The sequence below is a fragment of the Nocardia sp. NPDC004860 genome, from assembly GCF_040609015.1.
Classification (GTDB): domain Bacteria; phylum Actinomycetota; class Actinomycetes; order Mycobacteriales; family Mycobacteriaceae; genus Nocardia.
This window is the reverse complement of the sequence record NZ_JBEXJI010000030.1, coordinates 1-17927: the sequence shown is the minus strand read 5'-3', so window position 1 is coordinate 17927 and position 17927 is coordinate 1. Positions and strand designations below refer to the sequence as shown.

Genomic DNA, 17927 nt, shown 5'->3' with positions numbered 1-17927 from the left:
CAAAGTGACTGAATTCACCGACTTTGTGCAGGGCTTCACAAGCGGTTACGGTGGTGGCACGCGACCCGCCTTCTCGGGCAGCGGAAGCGACCCCCTGAACCTGACTCGACCTCGCCTGCAAGGACCGCGACGGTCTCCCGGCGTCGGGTCGACAAAAGAACCCGGACACTCACCCCCGGCCGGACGAGGAGCGCAAGCGACGTGACAGAGCAGCACGAGACGCCGCCGACTGGCGTCTCCAAGGCTCTGCAGAAGGACATCCCGCAGGCCACGGTGGCCCGGCTGGCCACCTATCTCCGCGTGCTCGCTGTACTCGCCGACGACGGTGTAGCCATCGTATCGAGTGAGGAACTGGCTGTCGCGGCGGGTGTCGGTTCGGCGAAGTTGCGCAAGGATCTTTCCTTCTTGGGGCCCAATGGCGTTCGCGGCGTGGGCTATGACGTGATCAAGCTGCGCGACCGCATCGAGGATGTGCTCGGCCTGTCCGAGGGGCACCGGGTGGTGCTGGTCGGAGCCGGTCATCTGGGCCGCGCGCTGGTCGGCTACGGCGGTTTCCGCCGCCGCGGGTTCGCCATGGTCGGGCTGTTCGACAACGATCCGGCGGTGATCGGCACGACGGTGTGCGGACTGGTCGTTCGCGATGTCGCCGAATTGGCCGATGCCGTGGACACTCTGGAGCCCACCATCGCCGTCATCGCGGTGCCGGACGCGGCCGCGCAGAACGTCTGCGATCTGCTGGTCGAGGCCGGCATGCAGTGCATTCTGAGCTTCTCCGCCCTGGCGCTCGAGGCCCCCGCCACCGTCGAGGTGCGGCGCGTCGATCTCGCGGTGGAGATGCAATTGCTGTCGTTCGAGCGGGCCCGCAGCGCGGAATCGGCCGCAGAGGAAGCGATGAGCGCGGCCGCCGGGAGCTTGATGCCCCGGGTACCGATGACAACCAGCAAGGGAGCGGTGGTCCAGCCATGAGTGTGCTTCTCGTCGGGATCTCGCATCGCAGCGCACCGGTGTCGGTGCTCGAGAAGATCGCCATCACGGAGACCGACCGGCCCAAGCTGACCGACAAGATGCTGGCCTCCAGCCACGTCTCCGAGGCGATGATCGTCTCCACCTGCAACCGCATCGAGGTCTACGCGGTCGTCGACGCCTTCCACCCGGCGCTGGGCGAGATCGGCGAATTGCTCACCAAGCATTCAGGTCTGCCGCTGCCGGAGCTCACCAAGCACGCGTACGTGCGCTACGCGGAGGCTGCGGCCGAGCACCTGTTCGCGGTGGCCTCGGGCCTGGACTCCATGGTGGTCGGCGAGCAGCAGGTGCTGAGCCAGATCCGCGCCGCCTACGCCGCCTCCGACGCACAGCAGGCCGCCGGGCGCACCCTGCACGAGCTGGCCCAGCACGCGCTGCGGGTGGGCAAGCGGGTGCACTCCGAGACCGGGATCGACCGCGCGGGCGCGTCGGTGGTGTCGGTGGCGCTGGATCGCGCGCGCCTGGTGCTGGGTCCGCTGGCGGGCCGCACCGCGCTGGTGCTGGGCGCCGGCGCCATGGGCGGGCTCGCGGTGGCGCAGCTGGCGCGCGGCGGGGCGGCGAAGATCCTGGTGGTGAACCGGACGCTGGAAAAGGCGCAGCGCCTGGCCAATACGGCCACCACCATGCACGGCGTGCCGGCCGAGGCCATCGAAATGGACCGGCTGGCCGAGGCGATGGCCGCCGCCGATGTGGTGGTCACCTGTACCGGCGCGGTCGGCACCGTGGTGACGCTGGCGGACGTGCATCGCGCGCTGGCCGCCAACACCGGCTCGGAGGAGCTGGTCATCTGCGATCTGGGCCTGCCCCGCGATGTGGACCACGCGGTGGCCGGGCTGCCGGGTGTGACCGTCATCGACATGGAGACGCTGCAGCGCGATCCGTCGGCCGGCGCGGCCGCCGACGACACCGCCGCCGCGCGCACCATCGTCGCCGACGAACTCGCGAAATACCTTGCCGGACAGCGCATGGCCGAGGTCACCCCGACCGTGGCCGCGCTGCGTCAGATGGCCGCCGACGTGGTCGAGGCCGAGCTGCTCCGGCTGGATTCCCGACTACCGGGACTCGAATCCACCGAACGCGACGAGGTGGCCCGTACCGTGCGCCGGGTGGTCGACAAGCTGCTGCACGCGCCGACGGTGCGGGTCAAACAGCTGGCGTCCACGCCCGGCGGCGACAGCTACGCCGAGGCGCTGCGCGAGCTTTTCGAACTGAAACCCGGTGCGGCACAAGCGGTTGCCGCGCCGATGGAGATCTCCGCCCTGCAGGGCGAACTGGCCGACGATTTCACCGCCGCTCACCCGGGCGACGAACAGGGGCACACCGCATGACCGGAGCAATGGTGCACGAGAACGAGACAACCGTCCCCTCCACGGAGCGGATCGTTGGCCGCGGGACCGTCGAGGCGCCCTGGCGCATCGGTACCCGCGGCAGTCTGCTGGCCCTGACCCAGGCCGGGCATGTGCGCGACGCCCTGATCGCCAACGGTCAGCAGGCCGAGCTGGTCATCGTGAAGACCGCCGGTGACCAGAACGCCACCGATCCGGTGCAGAAGATCGGGGTGGGTGTCTTCACCGCCGCGCTGCGCGAGGAATTGGCCGCGGGCACGGTCGACATCGCGGTGCACTCCTACAAGGACCTGCCGACCGCGCAGGATCCGCGCTTCGACATCGCGGCCATCCCGGCCCGCCAGGATCCGCGCGACGCGCTGGTGGCGCGCGACGGTCTGGTGCTCGGCGAGCTGCCCGCGGGCGCGAAGGTCGGCACCTCCGCGCCGCGCCGGTCCGCGCAGTTGAAGGCGCTGGGCCTCGGTATCGAGATCGTGCCGTTGCGCGGCAATCTCGACACCCGCATCTCCAAAGTTACTTCCGGTGAATTGGATGCCGTCGTGGTGGCGCGGGCCGGGCTGGCCCGCATCGACCGCCTCGACGCCGTCACCGAATCGCTCGAACCGGTGCAGATGCTGCCGGCCCCGGCGCAGGGCGCGCTGGCGGTCGAATGCCGCAGCGCCGATACCGAACTCGTGACCATCCTGTCGGCTCTCGACGATCTCGGCACCCGTGCCGCGATCACCGCGGAGCGGGCATTGCTGGCCGAACTGGAGGCCGGCTGTACCGCACCGATCGGTGCGCTGGGCGAGGTCGTCGAGTCGCTCGACGACGACGGCCGGGTGGTGGAGGAGTTGTCGCTGCGCGCCTGCGCGGCGGCGATCGACGGCTCGGATGTCATCCGGGCTTCAGTGGTCGGCTCGGTCGCGGATGCCGCGGACCTGGGTCGCGCACTGGCGCGCGAGCTCTTGGAGCTGGGGGCGCGCGACCTGCTCAGCGTCACAGAGGAGCCCGCTGAGCTCACCGACAGCAGCAATCCCAGCCCAATGGAGAACAGCCGATGAGCCGAGTGACGAAGAAGAATCCCGGTCGGATCCTTTTCGTGGGGTCCGGGCCTGGTGACCCGGCGCTGCTCACCGTGCGGGCCCGCGAGGTGCTCGGCCGGGCGACGCTGGCGTTCACCGATCCCGATGTCGACAAGGGCGTGCTCGCCCTGATCGGCACCGCGGTCGAGGAGAACCCCGACGGGACCCGTCCCGTCGACGTGCGTCCCGCGCTCGGTGACGCCGCCGAGGTGGCCAAGACGCTGATCGCCGAGGCGCGCAATGGCTCCGACGTGGTGCGCCTGGTCTCCGGCGACCCGATGACCACCGATTCGGTCATCCAGGAGATCAACGCCGTCACCCGCTCGCACCTGAACTTCGAGGTGCTGCCGGGTCTTTCGGCCGGTACCACCGTCCCCGCCTACGCGGGCATCGAAATCGGTTCCAGCCACACCGAGGTGGATGTGCGCGGCGAGGTGGACTGGGCGGCCGTGGCGGCCGCGCCGGGCCCGCTGGTGCTGCACGCCACCTCCGGGCACCTGGCCGAGACCGCGTCGGCGCTGGTCGAGCACGGCATGGCGCCGCAGACCCCGGTCGCGGTGACCGTGCGCGGCACCACCCGGCAGCAGCGCACCATCGACGCCACGCTGGCGACGCTGAACAATGCCGCCTCCGAACTGGTCGGCCCGCTGGTGGTCACGGTCGGCAAGGCGGTGGAGAAGCGCGCCAAGACCTCCTGGTGGGAGTCGCGGGCCCTGTACGGCTGGACCGTGCTGGTGCCGCGCACCAAGGAGCAGGCCGGTGAGATGAGCGAGAAGCTCGTCATGCACGGGGCCATCCCGATGGAGGTGCCGACCATCGCGGTCGAGCCGCCGCGCAGTCCGGCGCAGATGGAGCGCGCGGTCAAGGGTCTGGTCGACGGCCGCTACCAGTGGGTGGTGTTCACCTCCACCAACGCGGTGCGCGCGGTGTGGGAGAAGTTCGGCGAATTCGGCCTGGACGCCCGCGCTTTCAGCGGCGTGAAGATCGCCTGCGTCGGTGAGGCCACCGCGGAGAAGGTGCGCTCCTTCGGCATCAACCCGGAGCTGGTACCCAGCGGCGAGCAGTCCTCCGAGGGCCTGCTGGCCGACTTCCCGCCCTACGACGACGTTTTCGACCCGGTCAACCGGGTGCTGCTGCCGCGCGCGGACATCGCCACCGAGACCCTCGCCGAGGGCCTGCGCGACCGAGGCTGGGAGATCGACGACGTCACCGCCTACCGCACCGTGCGGGCGTCGCCGCCGCCCGCGGAGACCCGCGAGATGATCAAGACCGGCGGTTTCGACGCGGTGCTGTTCACCTCGTCCTCCACCGTCCGGAACCTGGTCGGCATCGCCGGCAAGCCGCACGCCCGCACCATCGTGGCCTGCATCGGCCCCAAGACGGCCGAGACCGCAATCGAATTCGGCCTGCGCGTGGACGTGCAGCCCGAGATCGCACAGGTCGGCCCGCTCGTCGAGGCGCTCGCCGAGCACGCCGCCCACCTGCGCGCCGAGGGCCTGCTGCCCCCGCCCCGCAAGAAGAGCCGCCGCAGCCGCTAGCGCTCGCGGCCGGGCCCGGCGGTATCGCCGTGTTCGCCGGCCGGTACCGGGCCCCGCATCCAATGATGCGGGGCCCGTGGCATTTCGCGTTCGCTGGACGGATGCCCATGAAAATGCTGGCGTTTCATCTCGACCCGAAATGCATACGCTGCGTTCAGCATTCGAACTTCGAAAGGTGAACGTCCATGAAGCGCACGGCAGTCGGCCTGATCGCGATGTCCGGGATTGCCCTCGCGGTGCTGTCCCCGGGCGCGGCGTCGGCGGCGCCCGTACCGCTGGAGCAGGCTCCGGCCGCGGTCCAGACCACCGCGGTCGCACCGATCGATGCCACCAGCTCCGGTAGCGCGGCCGTGAACACGCTGCAATTCCTGCTGAAGTGCCTGACCACCGGCTCGGGTACCCCGGGCACCACCGGCACCGGCTGCCTGGTCTCCTAGCGGCCGTCGTGCACGGCGGAGGTTCTCCGAAGTCTCTTGCGCGGCCTCGGAGAGCCTCCACCGTTGTCAGCGTTGCGCTGCCATCAGGCGGCGGACCATGCGGCAGGTGGCGTCCGAGGGCCGGTGCACGCCGATGACTTCCGCTGTGTGGCGGATGTTTTCATTGGTGGCCTGATCCGGGCTGAAGGATCCGGAATCCAGTAGCGCGATGGCCAGCCGCATGGCCTTCAACCTGCGATTGTGCGAGATGTACCACGACCGCGGCCGTCCCGCGGGCAGCGGCTGTTTGGACAGCGGCCGCCACGCGTGATCGATCACGTCCCCCTTCTTCGGCACTTCGCCGGCCCTGTTCACCTTGTCGGACATGCTGGTAACAGCTGCGAGCACGACCATTCCTCCCGTCGCGATCCGGATTCGCACCCCGTATCGGCGGCGCGGCTCCTTCGAACACATCTTCGATTCTACTCGTGCGCACCGACAAAATCGGCTGCTCCCAATGACTTTGGCGATGCGACCCGATGACCGTGACGGTGTGGCGTGGCCCGGCCGCGGAGGCGCGCGCATCCGGGTCCGGGGGCGGGCATATCATGCGAACATGACCGGAATGGACCGCCCTCGGCGGTTGCGCCGCACTCCCGCCATGCGTCGGCTCGTCGCCGAGACCAGCCTGGAGCCACGGCATCTGATTCTGCCCATGTTCGTCGCCGACGGGATCGGCGAACCGCACGAGATCTCCTCCATGCCAGGCGTTTTCCAGCACTCGATGGACTCGCTGCGCAAGGCGGCCGTGGAGGCGGTGGCCGCCGGCGTGGGCGGGCTCATGCTGTTCGGCGTGCCCAAGCCGGAGGACAAGGACGCGCAGGGGAGTGCCGCCAGCGATCCGGACGGGATCCTGAACCGCGGCCTGCGCGCACTGGTGCACGAGGTCGGCGGATCGACCGTGATCATGGCCGACACCTGCCTCGACGAGTTCACCGACCACGGCCACTGCGGCGTGCTCGCCGACAGCGGCGCGGTCGACAACGACGCCACGCTGATCCGCTACGTGGAAATGGCGTTGGCGCAGGCCGAAACCGGCGCGGACCTGCTCGGCACCAGCGGCATGATGGATGGCCAGGTGGCCGCGATCCGTGCGGGCCTGGACGACGCCGGGTACTCCGACACCGGCATCCTCGCCTACGCGGCCAAGTACGCCTCGGCCTTCTACGGTCCCTTCCGGGAGGCCGTCGGCTCCTCGCTGCAGGGGGATCGGCGCACCTATCAGCAGGATGCGGCGAACCGCCGCGAGGCAATACGTGAGCTGGAGCTGGATCTGCTCGAGGGCGCGGACATCATCATGGTGAAGCCCGCCATGTCGTATCTGGACATTCTGCGCGAGGTCGCCGACCGCTCCACGGTGCCGGTCGCGGCCTATCAGATCTCCGGCGAGTACGCCATGATCACCGCGGCCGCCCAGCACGGCTGGATCGACCGCAAGGGCGCGGTGCTGGAGTCGCTGCTCAGCATCCGGCGCGCGGGCGCGGACATGGTGCTGACCTACTGGGCCACCGAGGCCGCGCACTGGCTGTCGTGAGCGTGACCGAGTAGTTCCGATCGTGAATCCGATGGTCCCGCCGGGCATTTCGCGCCCGGCTCCGGAAGACGTGCGCACCGCCTGCCAACTCTGGTACGCCACATTCGCTGTCGGGCTGGTGCAGTTGATCGCTTCGCTGGTGACGCAGTTCGGGCAGCGGCAGGATCTGGCGCAGCAGATGTTCGACCAGGTCAAGGAGCAGCAGCCGACCGTGACGCTGGCACAGGTGCAGGCCTGGATGGCGATCGTGTTCATCCTGGTCGGCGTGTTCTGGCTGGTGCTCACCGGCGCCGGAGTGGCGGTGGTGTACCAGCTGGGGCGCGGAAAGGCCTGGGCGCGAGCGCTTCTCACCGGGTTCGGCGTCTTCCTGGTGCTCGGCGCGGCGGGCACGCTGTTCGGCATCGGGGCGAAGGAGGGCGCGGCCGCGCTGGTCGCCGGCGGGGCCGGAATCGTGGGGGCGGTGCTGGCGGGCGGGGCCGTATTCCTGTGCTATCGAAGCGAATCCGAGGCCTTCTTCCGTCCCGGACCGCAGTAGGTACGCCTGAGTTTGTGACAAGCGTACTAGCGGGTATGGTGAGGGCAGTCACAGAGAATTCGGGAACCGGATGCCGGTCGTCATACGTTGTGTTATGGCGCGTTCGGCTCCGGGAAGGCGGAGGCAACGATGCGAGTGGTGATCCAGCAGCCGCACAGCCTGCGGCGCGATGTGCTGGTGCTGAGTCTGCTGTTTCTGTTCGGGCTGCTCACCCTCGCCGTGCTGTTGATTCCGGGCCTGGCCCGCTGAGCGAATCCACGATCTTTACGCTCGACCTATGAGTGAGGCCATCAACACCCCCGGGGCCGTGCTGTTCTCCGAGCCCGGTGCGCGCTGGCGGACCATCGCCTACGGACCCGCGCTGTGCGCGATCATTCTGGTCATCGAGCTGATCCGGGGCGGCGCCGTCCACTGGTTCGGGCTGGTCTTCTGCGCGGTGCTGCTGGCCGGATTCGTGTGGTTGCAGGTGGTGGCGGGCAAGCGGCACATCAGTGTCGAGCTGACGCCGGCGCAACTGCGCGAGGGCACGGAAGTGGTGCCGCTGCGCGACATCGCCGAGGTGCTGGCGGAGGAGGACGAGGAGTCCTGGGAGTATGAGGACTGGCAGTCGGCGCGGGCGCTGGGTGAGCTGACCGGAGTACCGCGGCGGCGCAAGGGAATCGGGCTGAAGCTGACCGACGGGCGGCTGGTGCAGGCGTGGGCGCGGGATCATGTCACGCTGCGTGCCGAGCTCACAGCCGCGCTGGGGCGGGCACGCGGTACCGATGGCGACCCCGGCACCGATGACGAGCCTGGCACCGATGACGAGAGCGGGTCGGACGACGAGCGGAAGGAAGCGCTGTGATGCGATGGCTGACCGTGTTCGCCGAGTTCGTGCTGGTGCCGGTGCTGGTGGTGGCGGCGGTGTGGTGCTGGCACAACGGGATTCGGACCACTGCCTTCAAGCCGCAGGGTGAGGTGCCCGCGTTCACCGCGACGCGGTACATCGGGCCCTGGCTGGCGGGGTGCGCGGTGCTGGCCATCATGTCGGGGCTGGCGCTGATCGACGTGGTGGCGCGGGCAGTTCGGCTCGCGCGCTGAGCTTTTCGCGACATACCACGCGGGGGTGCGAAGTCCGGATTCGCCTTGGAGGCGTCCGGGCGGTCGCGGAGAATCATGGGCATGAAGCGCACAGATCTCGTGAAACGCATCGCCACCGCGGTGCTGGCCACGGGGGTCGTCGGCGTCGCGGCGGTGGCCCCGGCCGCCGCCGCTCCGGTCGATGCCGTCCCGGATCATCGGACACACCCGGTCGAGCTGTCCTGGCAAGACCTACTACCGCCCCAGCTGAATTGCCTGCTGTCCACCGGATGGGCGGCGTTCTGCCTGGGGATTCCACTCCCGTAACGGGTCGCGGCGGCGTGACCGCAGACCGCGCCGCCGTCTCCGCTGCGGAAAAAGGTGTCAGCCCCGCTTGCGCGAGGGCCGGCTGCCGCTGACGCGAAGGCCTCAGCCCCAGTTCTGGTAAATATCCAGCACCCGTCCGCTCCGGCTGCCCGGCAGATCGAGGAAGATCGCGACGCTGCCGTCGGGATGATCGGCGGCCTCCGCGATCACCTGCCGGAGCGAGGCGTGCACGCCACCCTTGTCGTCCTTGTAGATGGTGGTGTCGGGCCGCAGGCCCGCCCCCATCCGGTTCAGCGGCACGACCATGCTGATCACCGCGGGTACGGGACCATCAGCCAGCGCGGCGGTCTCACCGTGGGACAGCGTCACCCCCACCCGTCCCTGATCGATCTGCACCAGCGGCTCCGCCGCTGCCGCGACTCCGGCCCCGGCGGCGAGCCCGGCCGTCACCGCGACGATCCCAACCCCGATTCGAACGACCCGCATACGTCCCGCCCTCTCTCCCAAGTCGTTTCCTGTGCCGAGACATTACGCATCAGCAAACGTGTAGCGAATAACGTTGTACGAAACTGGACTCCGGCGTGTTGCCCCACCGTCCCAGTGAGCCCACATCGGAGTCCGCGCACCGCAATTCGGAGTCCTGCGGCTGCGGGGCTGGAAGGGGACCCGCGGGTACGCGGTGCCCGGCAGCTCACGGGTGAACCGCCATCGGTATTCGCGGGCCCGGTAGCGGTTGACGGTCGCGCCGCATCCCGCGGACCCGGCACCAGGCCGTTCGCCATCGTCGCGGTCGGGCCGCCCGATGGTTCGGCCGATGCCGCGGGGAGTTCGGGAGAGGCGGTATCGGCAGCGAGGGCTCGGGCGCCGGGGTGGGCGGCCGGGCCGCCTTCGGGATGCGGTGTTCGTATCGGGGTGCGAGGATGGCGGGTTGGCTGTGGGAAGGGCCACTCGACTACACCCTGTCGTCGACGGGGGCGGGGGCGGCTGAGAGACTGGGTGCCGTGAGTTCTTCTCCGCGTGTGAGCCAGGTGTCGGTCCCGGTCTCAGCCCAACTTTTCGAACGCGCCGCGGCGGTCATCCCGGGTGGCGTGAATTCGCCCGTGCGTGCGTTCAACTCCGTGGGCGGCACGCCGCGGTTCATCGCCTCCGCGCGCGGTTGCACGCTGACCGACGCCGACGGCAACGACTACGTGGACCTGGTGTGTTCGTGGGGCCCGATGATTCTCGGGCACGCGCACCCGGCGGTGGTCGAGGCGGTGCAGCGGGCGGCCACGGGCGGGCTGTCCTTCGGCGCGCCGACCGAGGCGGAAATCGAGCTCGCCGAGGCCATCGCGGGCCGGGTCGCTCCGGTGGATCGGGTGCGGCTGGTGAACTCCGGCACCGAGGCCACCATGAGCGCGGTCCGGCTGGCGCGTGGTTTCACCGGGCGCGGCAAGATCATCAAGTTCAGCGGCTGCTACCACGGGCATGTCGACGCACTGCTGGCCGACGCCGGATCGGGCGTGGCCACGCTGGGCCTGCCGACCTCGCCGGGCGTCACCGGTGCGCAGGCGGCCGACACCCTCGTGCTGCCCTACAACGATCTCGATGCGGTGGCCGCCGCGTTCGCCGCCTACCCGGGTGAGATCGCCTGCGTCATCACCGAGGCCGCGGCGGGCAATATGGGCGCGGTCGCGCCGGTGGCCGGATTCAACGAGGGGCTGCGCCGGCTCACCACCGAGCACGGCGCGCTGCTCATCATGGACGAGGTCATGACCGGTTTCCGGGTGAGCCACTCGGGCTGGTTCGGCATCGACGGCGTGGCCGGTGACCTCTACACCTTCGGCAAGGTGATGAGCGGTGGCCTGCCGGCCGCGGCGTTCGGCGGGCGCGCCGACATCATGAATCACCTGGCGCCGCTGGGTCCGGTCTATCAGGCGGGCACCCTCTCGGGTAACCCGGTCGCGGTGGCCGCGGGCCTGGCCACGCTGCGCGCCGCGGACGAGCAGGTGTACGCGACGCTGAACAAGAACGCGGAGCGGCTGGGCGCGCTCATGACCGAGGCGCTGACCGCCGAGAGCGTCCCGCACCGGGCGCAATTCGCGGGCAATATGGTGAGCGTGTTCTTCGCCGAGAACCCGGTCACCGACTACGCCGCCGCCAAGGCGAGCGAAACCTGGCGTTTCCCAGCCTTCTTCCACGCGCTGCTGGATGCCGGTGTGTACGCGCCGCCGAGCGCCTTCGAAGCCTGGTTCGTCTCGGCCGCCCTCGACGAAGACGCGTTCGACCGCATCGCCGCCGCCCTCCCCGCCGCCGCGCGCGCCGCGGCGGCCGCCACCCCCGAAGGATCCGCCGCGTGAGCTCCGCCCACCCCGACTCCGGCCTACCCGCACCCACCCAGCACGAGGTTCCCCTCTCCGCCGCCGAGGCCACCCGCCTCCTGGACTCCATCCGGCAGGCCGAAGAGGAACTGGCCGAAACCGGCGAGCACATCGCCGTCTCCCCGGCCGAACCCGTTTCCGCCCCAACGGAATCCGATAATTCCGGCGCAGTGGCCGATGAGCTCGGCGAGGCTGCGGCGTCCGCGGCCGGGGAGTTCGCTACCGACGCCGGGTCCGAAACGGATCCGGATGACTCCGATGCGGGTGAATCCGCTGTTCCGCTTGCGTCGTTCTCGTCCGAGATCGTGGTCGAGATCGACCCCGATGCGGGTGAATCGGGCACGGAATTCGCGGCCCCGGGCGATTCGGATGCGGCTGCCGACGGCGCCGACGTGGCCCCCGGCACCACGGGCGGGTTGATCCTGCCGGGTGACGTGGCGAGCGATCTCGAGACGATCGTGCATGTCATGCGGCACGGCGAGGTCCACAATCCCAAGGGCATCCTGTACGGCCGCTTGCCCGGGTTCCAGCTGTCGGTGACGGGACGGGCGCAGGCGCAGGCCGTGGCGCGGTCGCTGGCGGATCATGACATCGCGCTGGTGGTGGCGTCGCCGCTGCAGCGGGCGCAGGAGACCGCGGATCCCATTGCGGCGGGCCACGGTCTGGTGATCCGGACCGACGACAATCTGATCGAGGCCGGCAATACCTTCGAGGGGCTGCGGGTCTCGGCGGGGGACGGCGCGCTGCGCAAGCCCCGGCACTGGTGGAAGCTGCGCGACCCGTTCACGCCCTCCTGGGGTGAGCCGTATCTGCAGATCGCGCACCGCATGCTGGCCGCGGTGAACAAGGCGCGGGTGGAGGCCGCCGGCCGGGAGGCCGTGCTGGTCTCGCATCAGCTGCCGGTCTGGACGCTGCGCCGCTTCCTGCAGGGACAGCGGCTGTGGCACGACCCGCGGCACCGCCAGTGCTCGCTCGCCTCGCTGACTTCGCTTGTCTACCAGGGCGATACCTTGATCGACATCGTCTACTCGGAGCCGGCGGGCGCCTCGGATCCCAAGGTGACCGGGGCATGAGCGGGTCAGGCCCGGAGGAGGCAGCTTGCGTAACCACGCAGGGCCCCCGCTCATGCCGAAAGGGCACGGCATGAGCCGCGCCATCGCGTCCCGGCCCGCCCGCCGCCCGCTGCGCCGGGTCGCGGCGTTGCTGGCCGGTGTGAGTGTGGTGGCCGTGCTCGCCGGGTGTTCGACGGCGGGCAAGGACGCGGTGGCCCAGGGCGGCACCTTCGACTTCGTCTCCCCGGGCGGCAAGACCGAGATCTTCTACGATCCGCCGGCCTCGCGCGGCACCATCGGCAAGCTGTCCGGCCCGGATCTGCTGCACGACGGCAAGACCACGTCGGTGGACGATTTCCCCGGCAAGGTCGTGGTCGTCAATATCTGGGGCCAGTGGTGTGGCCCGTGCCGCGCGGAAGCGCCCGCGCTGGAACAGGTCTACCAGGCGAGCACGGACAAGGGTGTCGCGTTCCTGGGCATCAATGTCCGCGACAACCAGAAGGACAAGGCCCAGGACTTCGTGACCGACAACAAGGTCGGTTACCCCTCCATCTACGACCCGTCCATGCGCAGCCTGCTCGCGCTCGGCGGCAAGTTCCCGACCAGCGTCATTCCCACCACCATCGTGCTGGACAAGCAGCACCGGGTGGCGGCGGTGTTCCTGCGCGCCCTGCTGGCCGAGGACCTGCAACCGGTGGTGGACAAGCTCGCGCAGGAGCCGGCGTGAACCACGTGACCTACCTGGCGAGCGTGGGGGATTCGTTCCAGCAGACCGCCGCCACCGGACCGCTGCTGCTGGCGCTGGGCGCGTGCATGCTGGCCGGTCTGGTGTCGTTCGCCTCGCCGTGCGTGGTGCCCCTGGTGCCCGGCTACCTGTCCTACCTGGCCGGTGTGGTGGGCGCGGAGGCCCCGCCGGTGACGGTGGAATCGGCCAAGACCACCAGAACCGCCGTGGCGGGCCGCAATTCCGCGCGCCTGCGGGTGGCCGGCGCGGCGGGCCTGTTCGTGGCGGGCTTCACGGTGGTGTTCGTGCTGGCCTCGGCGACCGTGTTCGGCGCGATCCAGGTGCTGAACGTCAATCGTGATCTGCTGCAGCGCATCGGCGGCGTGGTGACCATCGTGATGGGCCTGGCGTTCATCGGTCTCATTCCGGCGCTGCAGCGCGACACCCGCATGGAGCCGCGCCGGCTCAGCGGCCTCATCGGGGCTCCGCTGCTGGGCGCGGTCTTCGCGCTCGGCTGGACACCGTGCCTGGGTCCGACGCTGTCGGGCGTGATGGCGGTGTCGGCGGGCACCGAGGGCGCCACCGCGGTCCGCGGTGTGGCCCTCATCGTGGCCTACTGCCTGGGCCTGGGCCTGCCCTTCGTGATCCTGGCCTTCGGCTCGGCGACCGCGCTGCGCGGCGTCGGCTGGTTGCGCCGTAATTCCCGCACCATTCAGGTGATGGGCGGTCTGCTGTTGGTGGCCGTCGGCATCGCCCTGGTGACCGGGGCGTGGGACCAGTTCGTCTCCTGGGTCCGCGACGCCTTCGTCTCGAATGTGACCCTGCCGATCTGACATGACTGCCACCATCGAAACCCCCAGCGCCCCCGTCCGTCCGCCGCGTCAGTCGCCGCTGCGGCGCGTACTCGGCGTCCTGCGCAATACCTGGCGCGGACTGACCAGCATGCGCACCGCGCTGATGCTGCTGTTCCTGCTGGCCCTGGCCGCCATCCCGGGCGCGCTGCTGCCGCAGCGCAGTTTGAACGCGGGCAAGGTCGACGACTACATCCGCAACCGGCCGACCCTGGGCCCATGGATGGACCGGCTGCAGCTGTTCGACGTGTTCTCCAGCTTCTGGTTCACGGCCGTGTATGTGCTGCTGTTCATTTCGCTGGTGGGCTGCATCCTGCCGCGCTGTGTGGACCACTACCGTGCGCTGCGGACGCCGCCGGTCAAGGCGCCGCGCAACCTGTCTCGCCTGCCGCATCACTGGTCGGGGACCGACGCGGCCACCCCGGAGCAGGTGATCGAGCGGGCTCGCGGTCAGATGCGTGGCTGGCGCACGGTCGTGCAGCCGGGCGATCGCGAAGGGGAACTGACTCTTTCGGCGGAGAAGGGCTACACCCGCGAGCTCGGAAACCTGGTCTTCCACCTGGCGCTGGTGGGTCTGCTGGCGGCGATCGCGGTCGGCAAGCTGTTCGGCTACGAGGGCAATGTGGTCGTGCTCGCCAATGACGGCCCGGGTTTCTGCACCACCTCGCCCGCGGTATTCGACTCGTTCCGCGCGGGCAATGTGAACGACGGCACCGGCCTGACGCCGATGTGTGTGCGGGTCAAGGACTTCCGGGCCGATTACCTCCAGAACGGCCAGGCGTCCATGTTCACCTCGAACATCCAGTACCAGACCGGTAAGGATCTGAACTCCGACACCTGGCGGGACACCGCCATCCAGGTGAACCATCCGCTGCGCGTCGCGGGCGACCGGGTCTACCTGCAGGGACACGGTTTCGCGCCCAAGTTCACGGTGACCTTCCCGAACGGCCGGACCCGCACCGAGGCCATCCAGTGGAAGCCGGACGACGCCACCACCTTCCTGTCCTCGGGGGTGCTGCGCATCGATCCGCCGGGCGGCATGTATCCGAACGAGGAGGAGCGCCGCAAGCATCAGGTGGCGATCCAGGGCCTGTTCGCGCCGACCGCGCTCATGCACGGGCAGTTGCTGACCTCCATGTATCCGGCCATGAAGGATCCCGCGGTGGCGATCGACATCTACCAGGGCGATACCGGCCTGGACACCGGCCGCGCGCAGTCGCTGTTCGCGCTGGACCCGGAGATGATCAAGCAGGGCCGCCTGGTGAAGGAACAGCGGGTGAACCTGAAGCCGGGTGAGTCCGCGACCCTGTCCGACGGCACCAAGGTCACCTTCGACGGCGCGGAAGAGTTCGTGAACCTGCAGGTTTCGCACGATCCGGCGCAGCAGTGGGTGCTGGTGTCGGCGCTGACCATGATGGCGGGCCTGCTGGTGTCGCTGCTGGTGAAGCGCCGTCGCATCTGGTTGCGGGTGTACCCGGGTACCGGAACCGACGAGGTACGACGTACCGTAGTAGAAATGGGCGGATTGGCCCGCACCGACCAGGCCGGGTGGGGCGGCGAGTTCGACCGCCTGCGTGAGCGGCTGCTGACGGGAGAGAAGTAATGCCGATCGACGAGAACATCGCCTCCTACAGCGATCTCGCGTTCAAGTCGGCCATCGTGATCTACGCGCTGGTCTGGATCATGCTGGTCTGGCAGTTCGCCCTCACCCGCACGGTACCGACGGCCGCCGCCCGTCAGCTGGTCACCTCCGGAGGCGGTTCCGGCATCGTCGACGAGCCGCCCGCCACTGTGCCCGGCAAGGTGCAGCCGCGCGGGGGCGAGCGCCCCTTCTCGGAGCGCCTGGGCAATATGGCCTTCGCGGTGCTGTTCGTGGGCTTCGGTGTGCACCTGGTCTCGATCGTGCTGCGCGGCTTCGCGACCCACCGCTTCCCGCTGGGCAATATGTTCGAGTTCATCTCGATGGCGACCGGCGCGGCCGTGCTGCTCGGCCTGATCCTGCTGCGCGACCAGCGCTACCGTGGCATGTGGTCGTTCCTGCTGGTGCCGGTGCTGATCCTGCTGTTCCTGGCGGGCACCAAGCTGCACGTGGACGCGGCCCCCGTGGTCCCGGCCCTCAAGTCCTACTGGCTGCCGGTGCACGTCACCGTGGTGTCGATCGGCTCGGGCGTCTTCCTGGTCTCCGGTGTCGCGAGTCTGCTGTTCCTGTTCCGCCTCTGGCAGCCCGCGGGCGCGGAGTCCGACACCATCCTCGGCCAGCTGGCCCGCCGCCTCCCCGATGCCCAGCTGCTGGACCGGCTCGCCTACCGCACCACCATCATCGGCTTCCCGATCTTCGGCGCCGGCGTCATCCTCGGCGCGATCTGGGCCGAGGCCGCCTGGGGCCGCTTCTGGGGCTGGGACCCCAAGGAGACCTGCTCCTTCATCGCCTGGGTCCTCTACGCCGCCTACCTGCACGCCCGTGCCACCTCCGGCTGGCGCGACACCAAGGCCGCCTGGATCAACATCGCCGGTTTCGTGGCCATGCTCTTCAACCTCTTCATCATCAATATCGTGGTGAGCGGTCTGCACTCGTACGCGGGTCTGAACTGACCCGGCAGGCTTCCTGAACTGGCCCAATGGGTTTCGGAAGGTCCCGGCACGTTTCAGTGCCGGGGCCTTCTTCTATTCCCGGGAACTTCCGATCGGTGCTCAGGGGCTGTACCGTATTAAGCGACCGTGATTAGAACACGTTCTAGTTTTTAGAGAAGGGGCTCGTCATGGCAGTGGCGCCGCAGGGTCGGGTTCGGAAGGTGCGGGAGATCGACGTGGGCGAGGCGCCCACGCGGTACGCACGCGGATGGCATTGCCTCGGGCTCGCGAAGTCGTTCCGGGACGGGAAGCCGCATCAGATCTCCGCATTCGGGACCAAGCTGGTGGTCTTCGCCGACAGCAAGGGTGAGCTGCACGTGCTCGACTCCTACTGCCGGCATCTGGGCGGCGACCTCAGCATGGGTGAGATCAAAGGTGATTCCATCGCCTGCCCGTTCCACGACTGGCGCTGGGGCGGCAATGGGAAGTGCACCGGGATTCCGTACGCGCGGCGGGTGCCGCCGCTGGCGCGGACGCGGTCGTGGATCACCTTGGAGCGCAACGACCAGCTCTTCGTGTGGCACGACCACGAGGGCAACCCGCCGCCGGACGAGGTGACGATCCCCTACATCGAGGGCCCGTACACCGATGCCGAGGGCAAGGGCACCGAGGGGCTCGCGGACGGCTGGACCGAGTGGACCTGGGAGTCCATGGTGATCGAGGGCTCCAACTGCCGCGAGATCATCGACAACGTCGTGGACATGGCCCACTTCTTCTACATCCACTACGCGTATCCGACGTTCTTCAAGAACGTCTTCGAGGGCCACGTCGCCACCCAGTTCCTGGACTCCACGGCGCGCCCGGACAAGGGCATGGCCACGCAGTACGGCGGCAACTCGACGCTGAAGTCGGTGGCCTCGTACTTCGGGCCGTCCTACATGGTCAATCCGCTCGTCAACAACTACAGCGGGTTCGAGCTCGAGACCGTGCTGATCAACTGCCACTACCCGATCTCGCAGGACGCGTTCGTGCTGCAGTACGGCATGTCGGTGCGCAAGCCGCAGGGCATCGACGATGCCTCGGCCGATCGGATCGCGAAGAAGATGACCGTCGGCATCGGTGAGGGCTTCCTGCAGGACGTCGAGATCTGGAAGCACAAGTCCAAGATCGAGAATCCGCTGCTGACCGAGGAGGACGGCCCGGTCTACCAGCTGCGCCGCTGGTACGAGCAGTTCTACGTGGACGTCGCCGACATCGACCCGAAGTCGGTGCAGCGCTTCGAGTTCGAGGTCGACACCACCAAGGCCAATGAGGCGTGGGAGGCGGAGGTCGCCGAAAACCTCAGGCGCAAGGCGGAAGAGGACGCCGTCAGTCACTGACGGGGATCGGGTTCCGGACGGGGCGCGGGGGGGGCGGGGGGGCGCCCCCCCCCGCCCGCCGGGCGTGGGGGCCGCGCGGGCCCCGCCG

Annotated in this window: 19 protein-coding genes; 17 read left to right on the top strand and 2 right to left on the bottom strand. The window is 69.2% G+C overall.

Annotation, left to right across the window (positions count from 1 at the left end; translation table 11 throughout):
• Positions 1–201 precede the first annotated feature (201 nt).
• The 5 genes from ABZV44_RS36550 (at position 202) to ABZV44_RS36530 (ending at position 5408) form a co-directional block, all read left to right on the top strand.
• Positions 202–966 carry a redox-sensing transcriptional repressor Rex gene (locus ABZV44_RS36550; protein WP_354846893.1) on the top strand — a complete coding sequence of 255 codons (765 nt, stop codon included), beginning with the start codon at positions 202–204 and terminating at the stop codon, positions 964–966.
• Positions 963–2351, top strand: a complete 1389-nt coding sequence (locus ABZV44_RS36545; protein WP_354846890.1) for a glutamyl-tRNA reductase — start codon at positions 963–965, stop codon at positions 2349–2351. The genes ABZV44_RS36550 and ABZV44_RS36545 overlap by 4 nt, the downstream gene beginning before the upstream one ends.
• Complete coding sequence (gene hemC, locus ABZV44_RS36540) at positions 2348–3412, top strand: hydroxymethylbilane synthase (RefSeq protein ID WP_354846887.1); 1065 nt, start codon at positions 2348–2350, stop codon at positions 3410–3412. Before ABZV44_RS36545 ends, hemC begins: the two co-directional genes overlap by 4 nt.
• Positions 3409–4971, top strand: coding sequence for a bifunctional uroporphyrinogen-III C-methyltransferase/uroporphyrinogen-III synthase (locus ABZV44_RS36535; RefSeq protein ID WP_354846884.1), 1563 nt, complete (start codon positions 3409–3411; stop codon positions 4969–4971). Before hemC ends, ABZV44_RS36535 begins: the two co-directional genes overlap by 4 nt.
• 185 nt (positions 4972–5156) lie before the next feature.
• The gene (locus ABZV44_RS36530; protein WP_354846881.1) at positions 5157–5408 is read left to right on the top strand and encodes a hypothetical protein; all 252 of its coding nucleotides are present in this window, start codon (positions 5157–5159) and stop codon (positions 5406–5408) included.
• Positions 5409–5474: 66 nt separating this feature from the next.
• Here the strand turns inward: ABZV44_RS36530 and ABZV44_RS36525 are convergent, their stop codons facing one another.
• Complete coding sequence (locus ABZV44_RS36525; RefSeq protein WP_354846878.1) at positions 5475–5795, bottom strand: hypothetical protein; 321 nt, start codon at positions 5793–5795, stop codon at positions 5475–5477.
• A gap of 208 nt (positions 5796–6003) precedes the next feature.
• Here ABZV44_RS36525 and hemB point away from each other — a divergent pair, with 208 nt between their 5' ends.
• The 5 genes from hemB to ABZV44_RS36500 all read left to right on the top strand — a co-directional run bounded on the left by hemB (position 6004) and on the right by ABZV44_RS36500 (position 8902).
• Positions 6004–6981 carry a porphobilinogen synthase gene (hemB, locus tag ABZV44_RS36520; RefSeq protein ID WP_354846875.1) on the top strand — a complete coding sequence of 326 codons (978 nt, stop codon included), beginning with the start codon at positions 6004–6006 and terminating at the stop codon, positions 6979–6981.
• Between the two features lie 22 nt (positions 6982–7003).
• Positions 7004–7516, top strand: coding sequence for a hypothetical protein (locus ABZV44_RS36515; RefSeq protein ID WP_354846872.1), 513 nt, complete (start codon positions 7004–7006; stop codon positions 7514–7516).
• A gap of 277 nt (positions 7517–7793) precedes the next feature.
• Positions 7794–8360, top strand: coding sequence for a hypothetical protein (locus ABZV44_RS36510; protein WP_354846869.1), 567 nt, complete (start codon positions 7794–7796; stop codon positions 8358–8360).
• Positions 8360–8596 (top strand): hypothetical protein, encoded by a 237-nt coding sequence (locus ABZV44_RS36505; protein WP_354846866.1) that lies wholly within the window; start codon positions 8360–8362, stop codon positions 8594–8596. Before ABZV44_RS36510 ends, ABZV44_RS36505 begins: the two co-directional genes overlap by 1 nt.
• An 81-nt stretch (positions 8597–8677) precedes the next feature.
• Positions 8678–8902, top strand: coding sequence for a hypothetical protein (locus ABZV44_RS36500; protein ID WP_354846863.1), 225 nt, complete (start codon positions 8678–8680; stop codon positions 8900–8902).
• 102 nt (positions 8903–9004) lie between these two features.
• Here the strand turns inward: ABZV44_RS36500 and ABZV44_RS36495 are convergent, their stop codons facing one another.
• Entirely contained in the window at positions 9005–9388 is a 384-nt protein-coding gene (locus ABZV44_RS36495; RefSeq protein ID WP_354846860.1) for a hypothetical protein, read from the bottom strand.
• Positions 9389–9903: 515 nt separating this feature from the next.
• Here ABZV44_RS36495 and hemL point away from each other — a divergent pair.
• The 7 genes from hemL (at position 9904) to ABZV44_RS36460 (ending at position 17839) form a co-directional block, all read left to right on the top strand.
• Positions 9904–11241, top strand: a complete 1338-nt coding sequence (hemL, locus tag ABZV44_RS36490; RefSeq protein ID WP_354846857.1) for a glutamate-1-semialdehyde 2,1-aminomutase — start codon at positions 9904–9906, stop codon at positions 11239–11241.
• Positions 11242–11729: 488 nt separating this feature from the next.
• Positions 11730–12335 carry a histidine phosphatase family protein gene (locus tag ABZV44_RS36485; RefSeq protein ID WP_354847158.1) on the top strand — a complete coding sequence of 202 codons (606 nt, stop codon included), beginning with the start codon at positions 11730–11732 and terminating at the stop codon, positions 12333–12335.
• Positions 12336–12405: 70 nt separating this feature from the next.
• Positions 12406–13041 (top strand): TlpA disulfide reductase family protein, encoded by a 636-nt coding sequence (locus tag ABZV44_RS36480; protein WP_354847155.1) that lies wholly within the window; start codon positions 12406–12408, stop codon positions 13039–13041.
• Between the two features lie 5 nt (positions 13042–13046).
• Positions 13047–13871, top strand: coding sequence for a cytochrome c biogenesis CcdA family protein (locus tag ABZV44_RS36475; RefSeq protein ID WP_354847152.1), 825 nt, complete (start codon positions 13047–13049; stop codon positions 13869–13871).
• A gap of 1 nt (position 13872) precedes the next feature.
• On the top strand, positions 13873–15492 hold the full coding sequence (locus ABZV44_RS36470) for a cytochrome c biogenesis protein ResB (protein WP_354846854.1): 1620 nt from the start codon (positions 13873–13875) through the stop codon (positions 15490–15492).
• A complete protein-coding gene (ccsB, locus tag ABZV44_RS36465) occupies positions 15492–16481 on the top strand; it encodes a c-type cytochrome biogenesis protein CcsB (protein WP_354846851.1) in 990 nt (329 codons plus the stop codon). The genes ABZV44_RS36470 and ccsB overlap by 1 nt, the downstream gene beginning before the upstream one ends.
• 167 nt (positions 16482–16648) lie before the next feature.
• A complete protein-coding gene (locus ABZV44_RS36460) occupies positions 16649–17839 on the top strand; it encodes a Rieske 2Fe-2S domain-containing protein (RefSeq protein ID WP_354846848.1) in 1191 nt (396 codons plus the stop codon).
• The last annotated feature ends 88 nt before the right edge of the window (positions 17840–17927 follow it).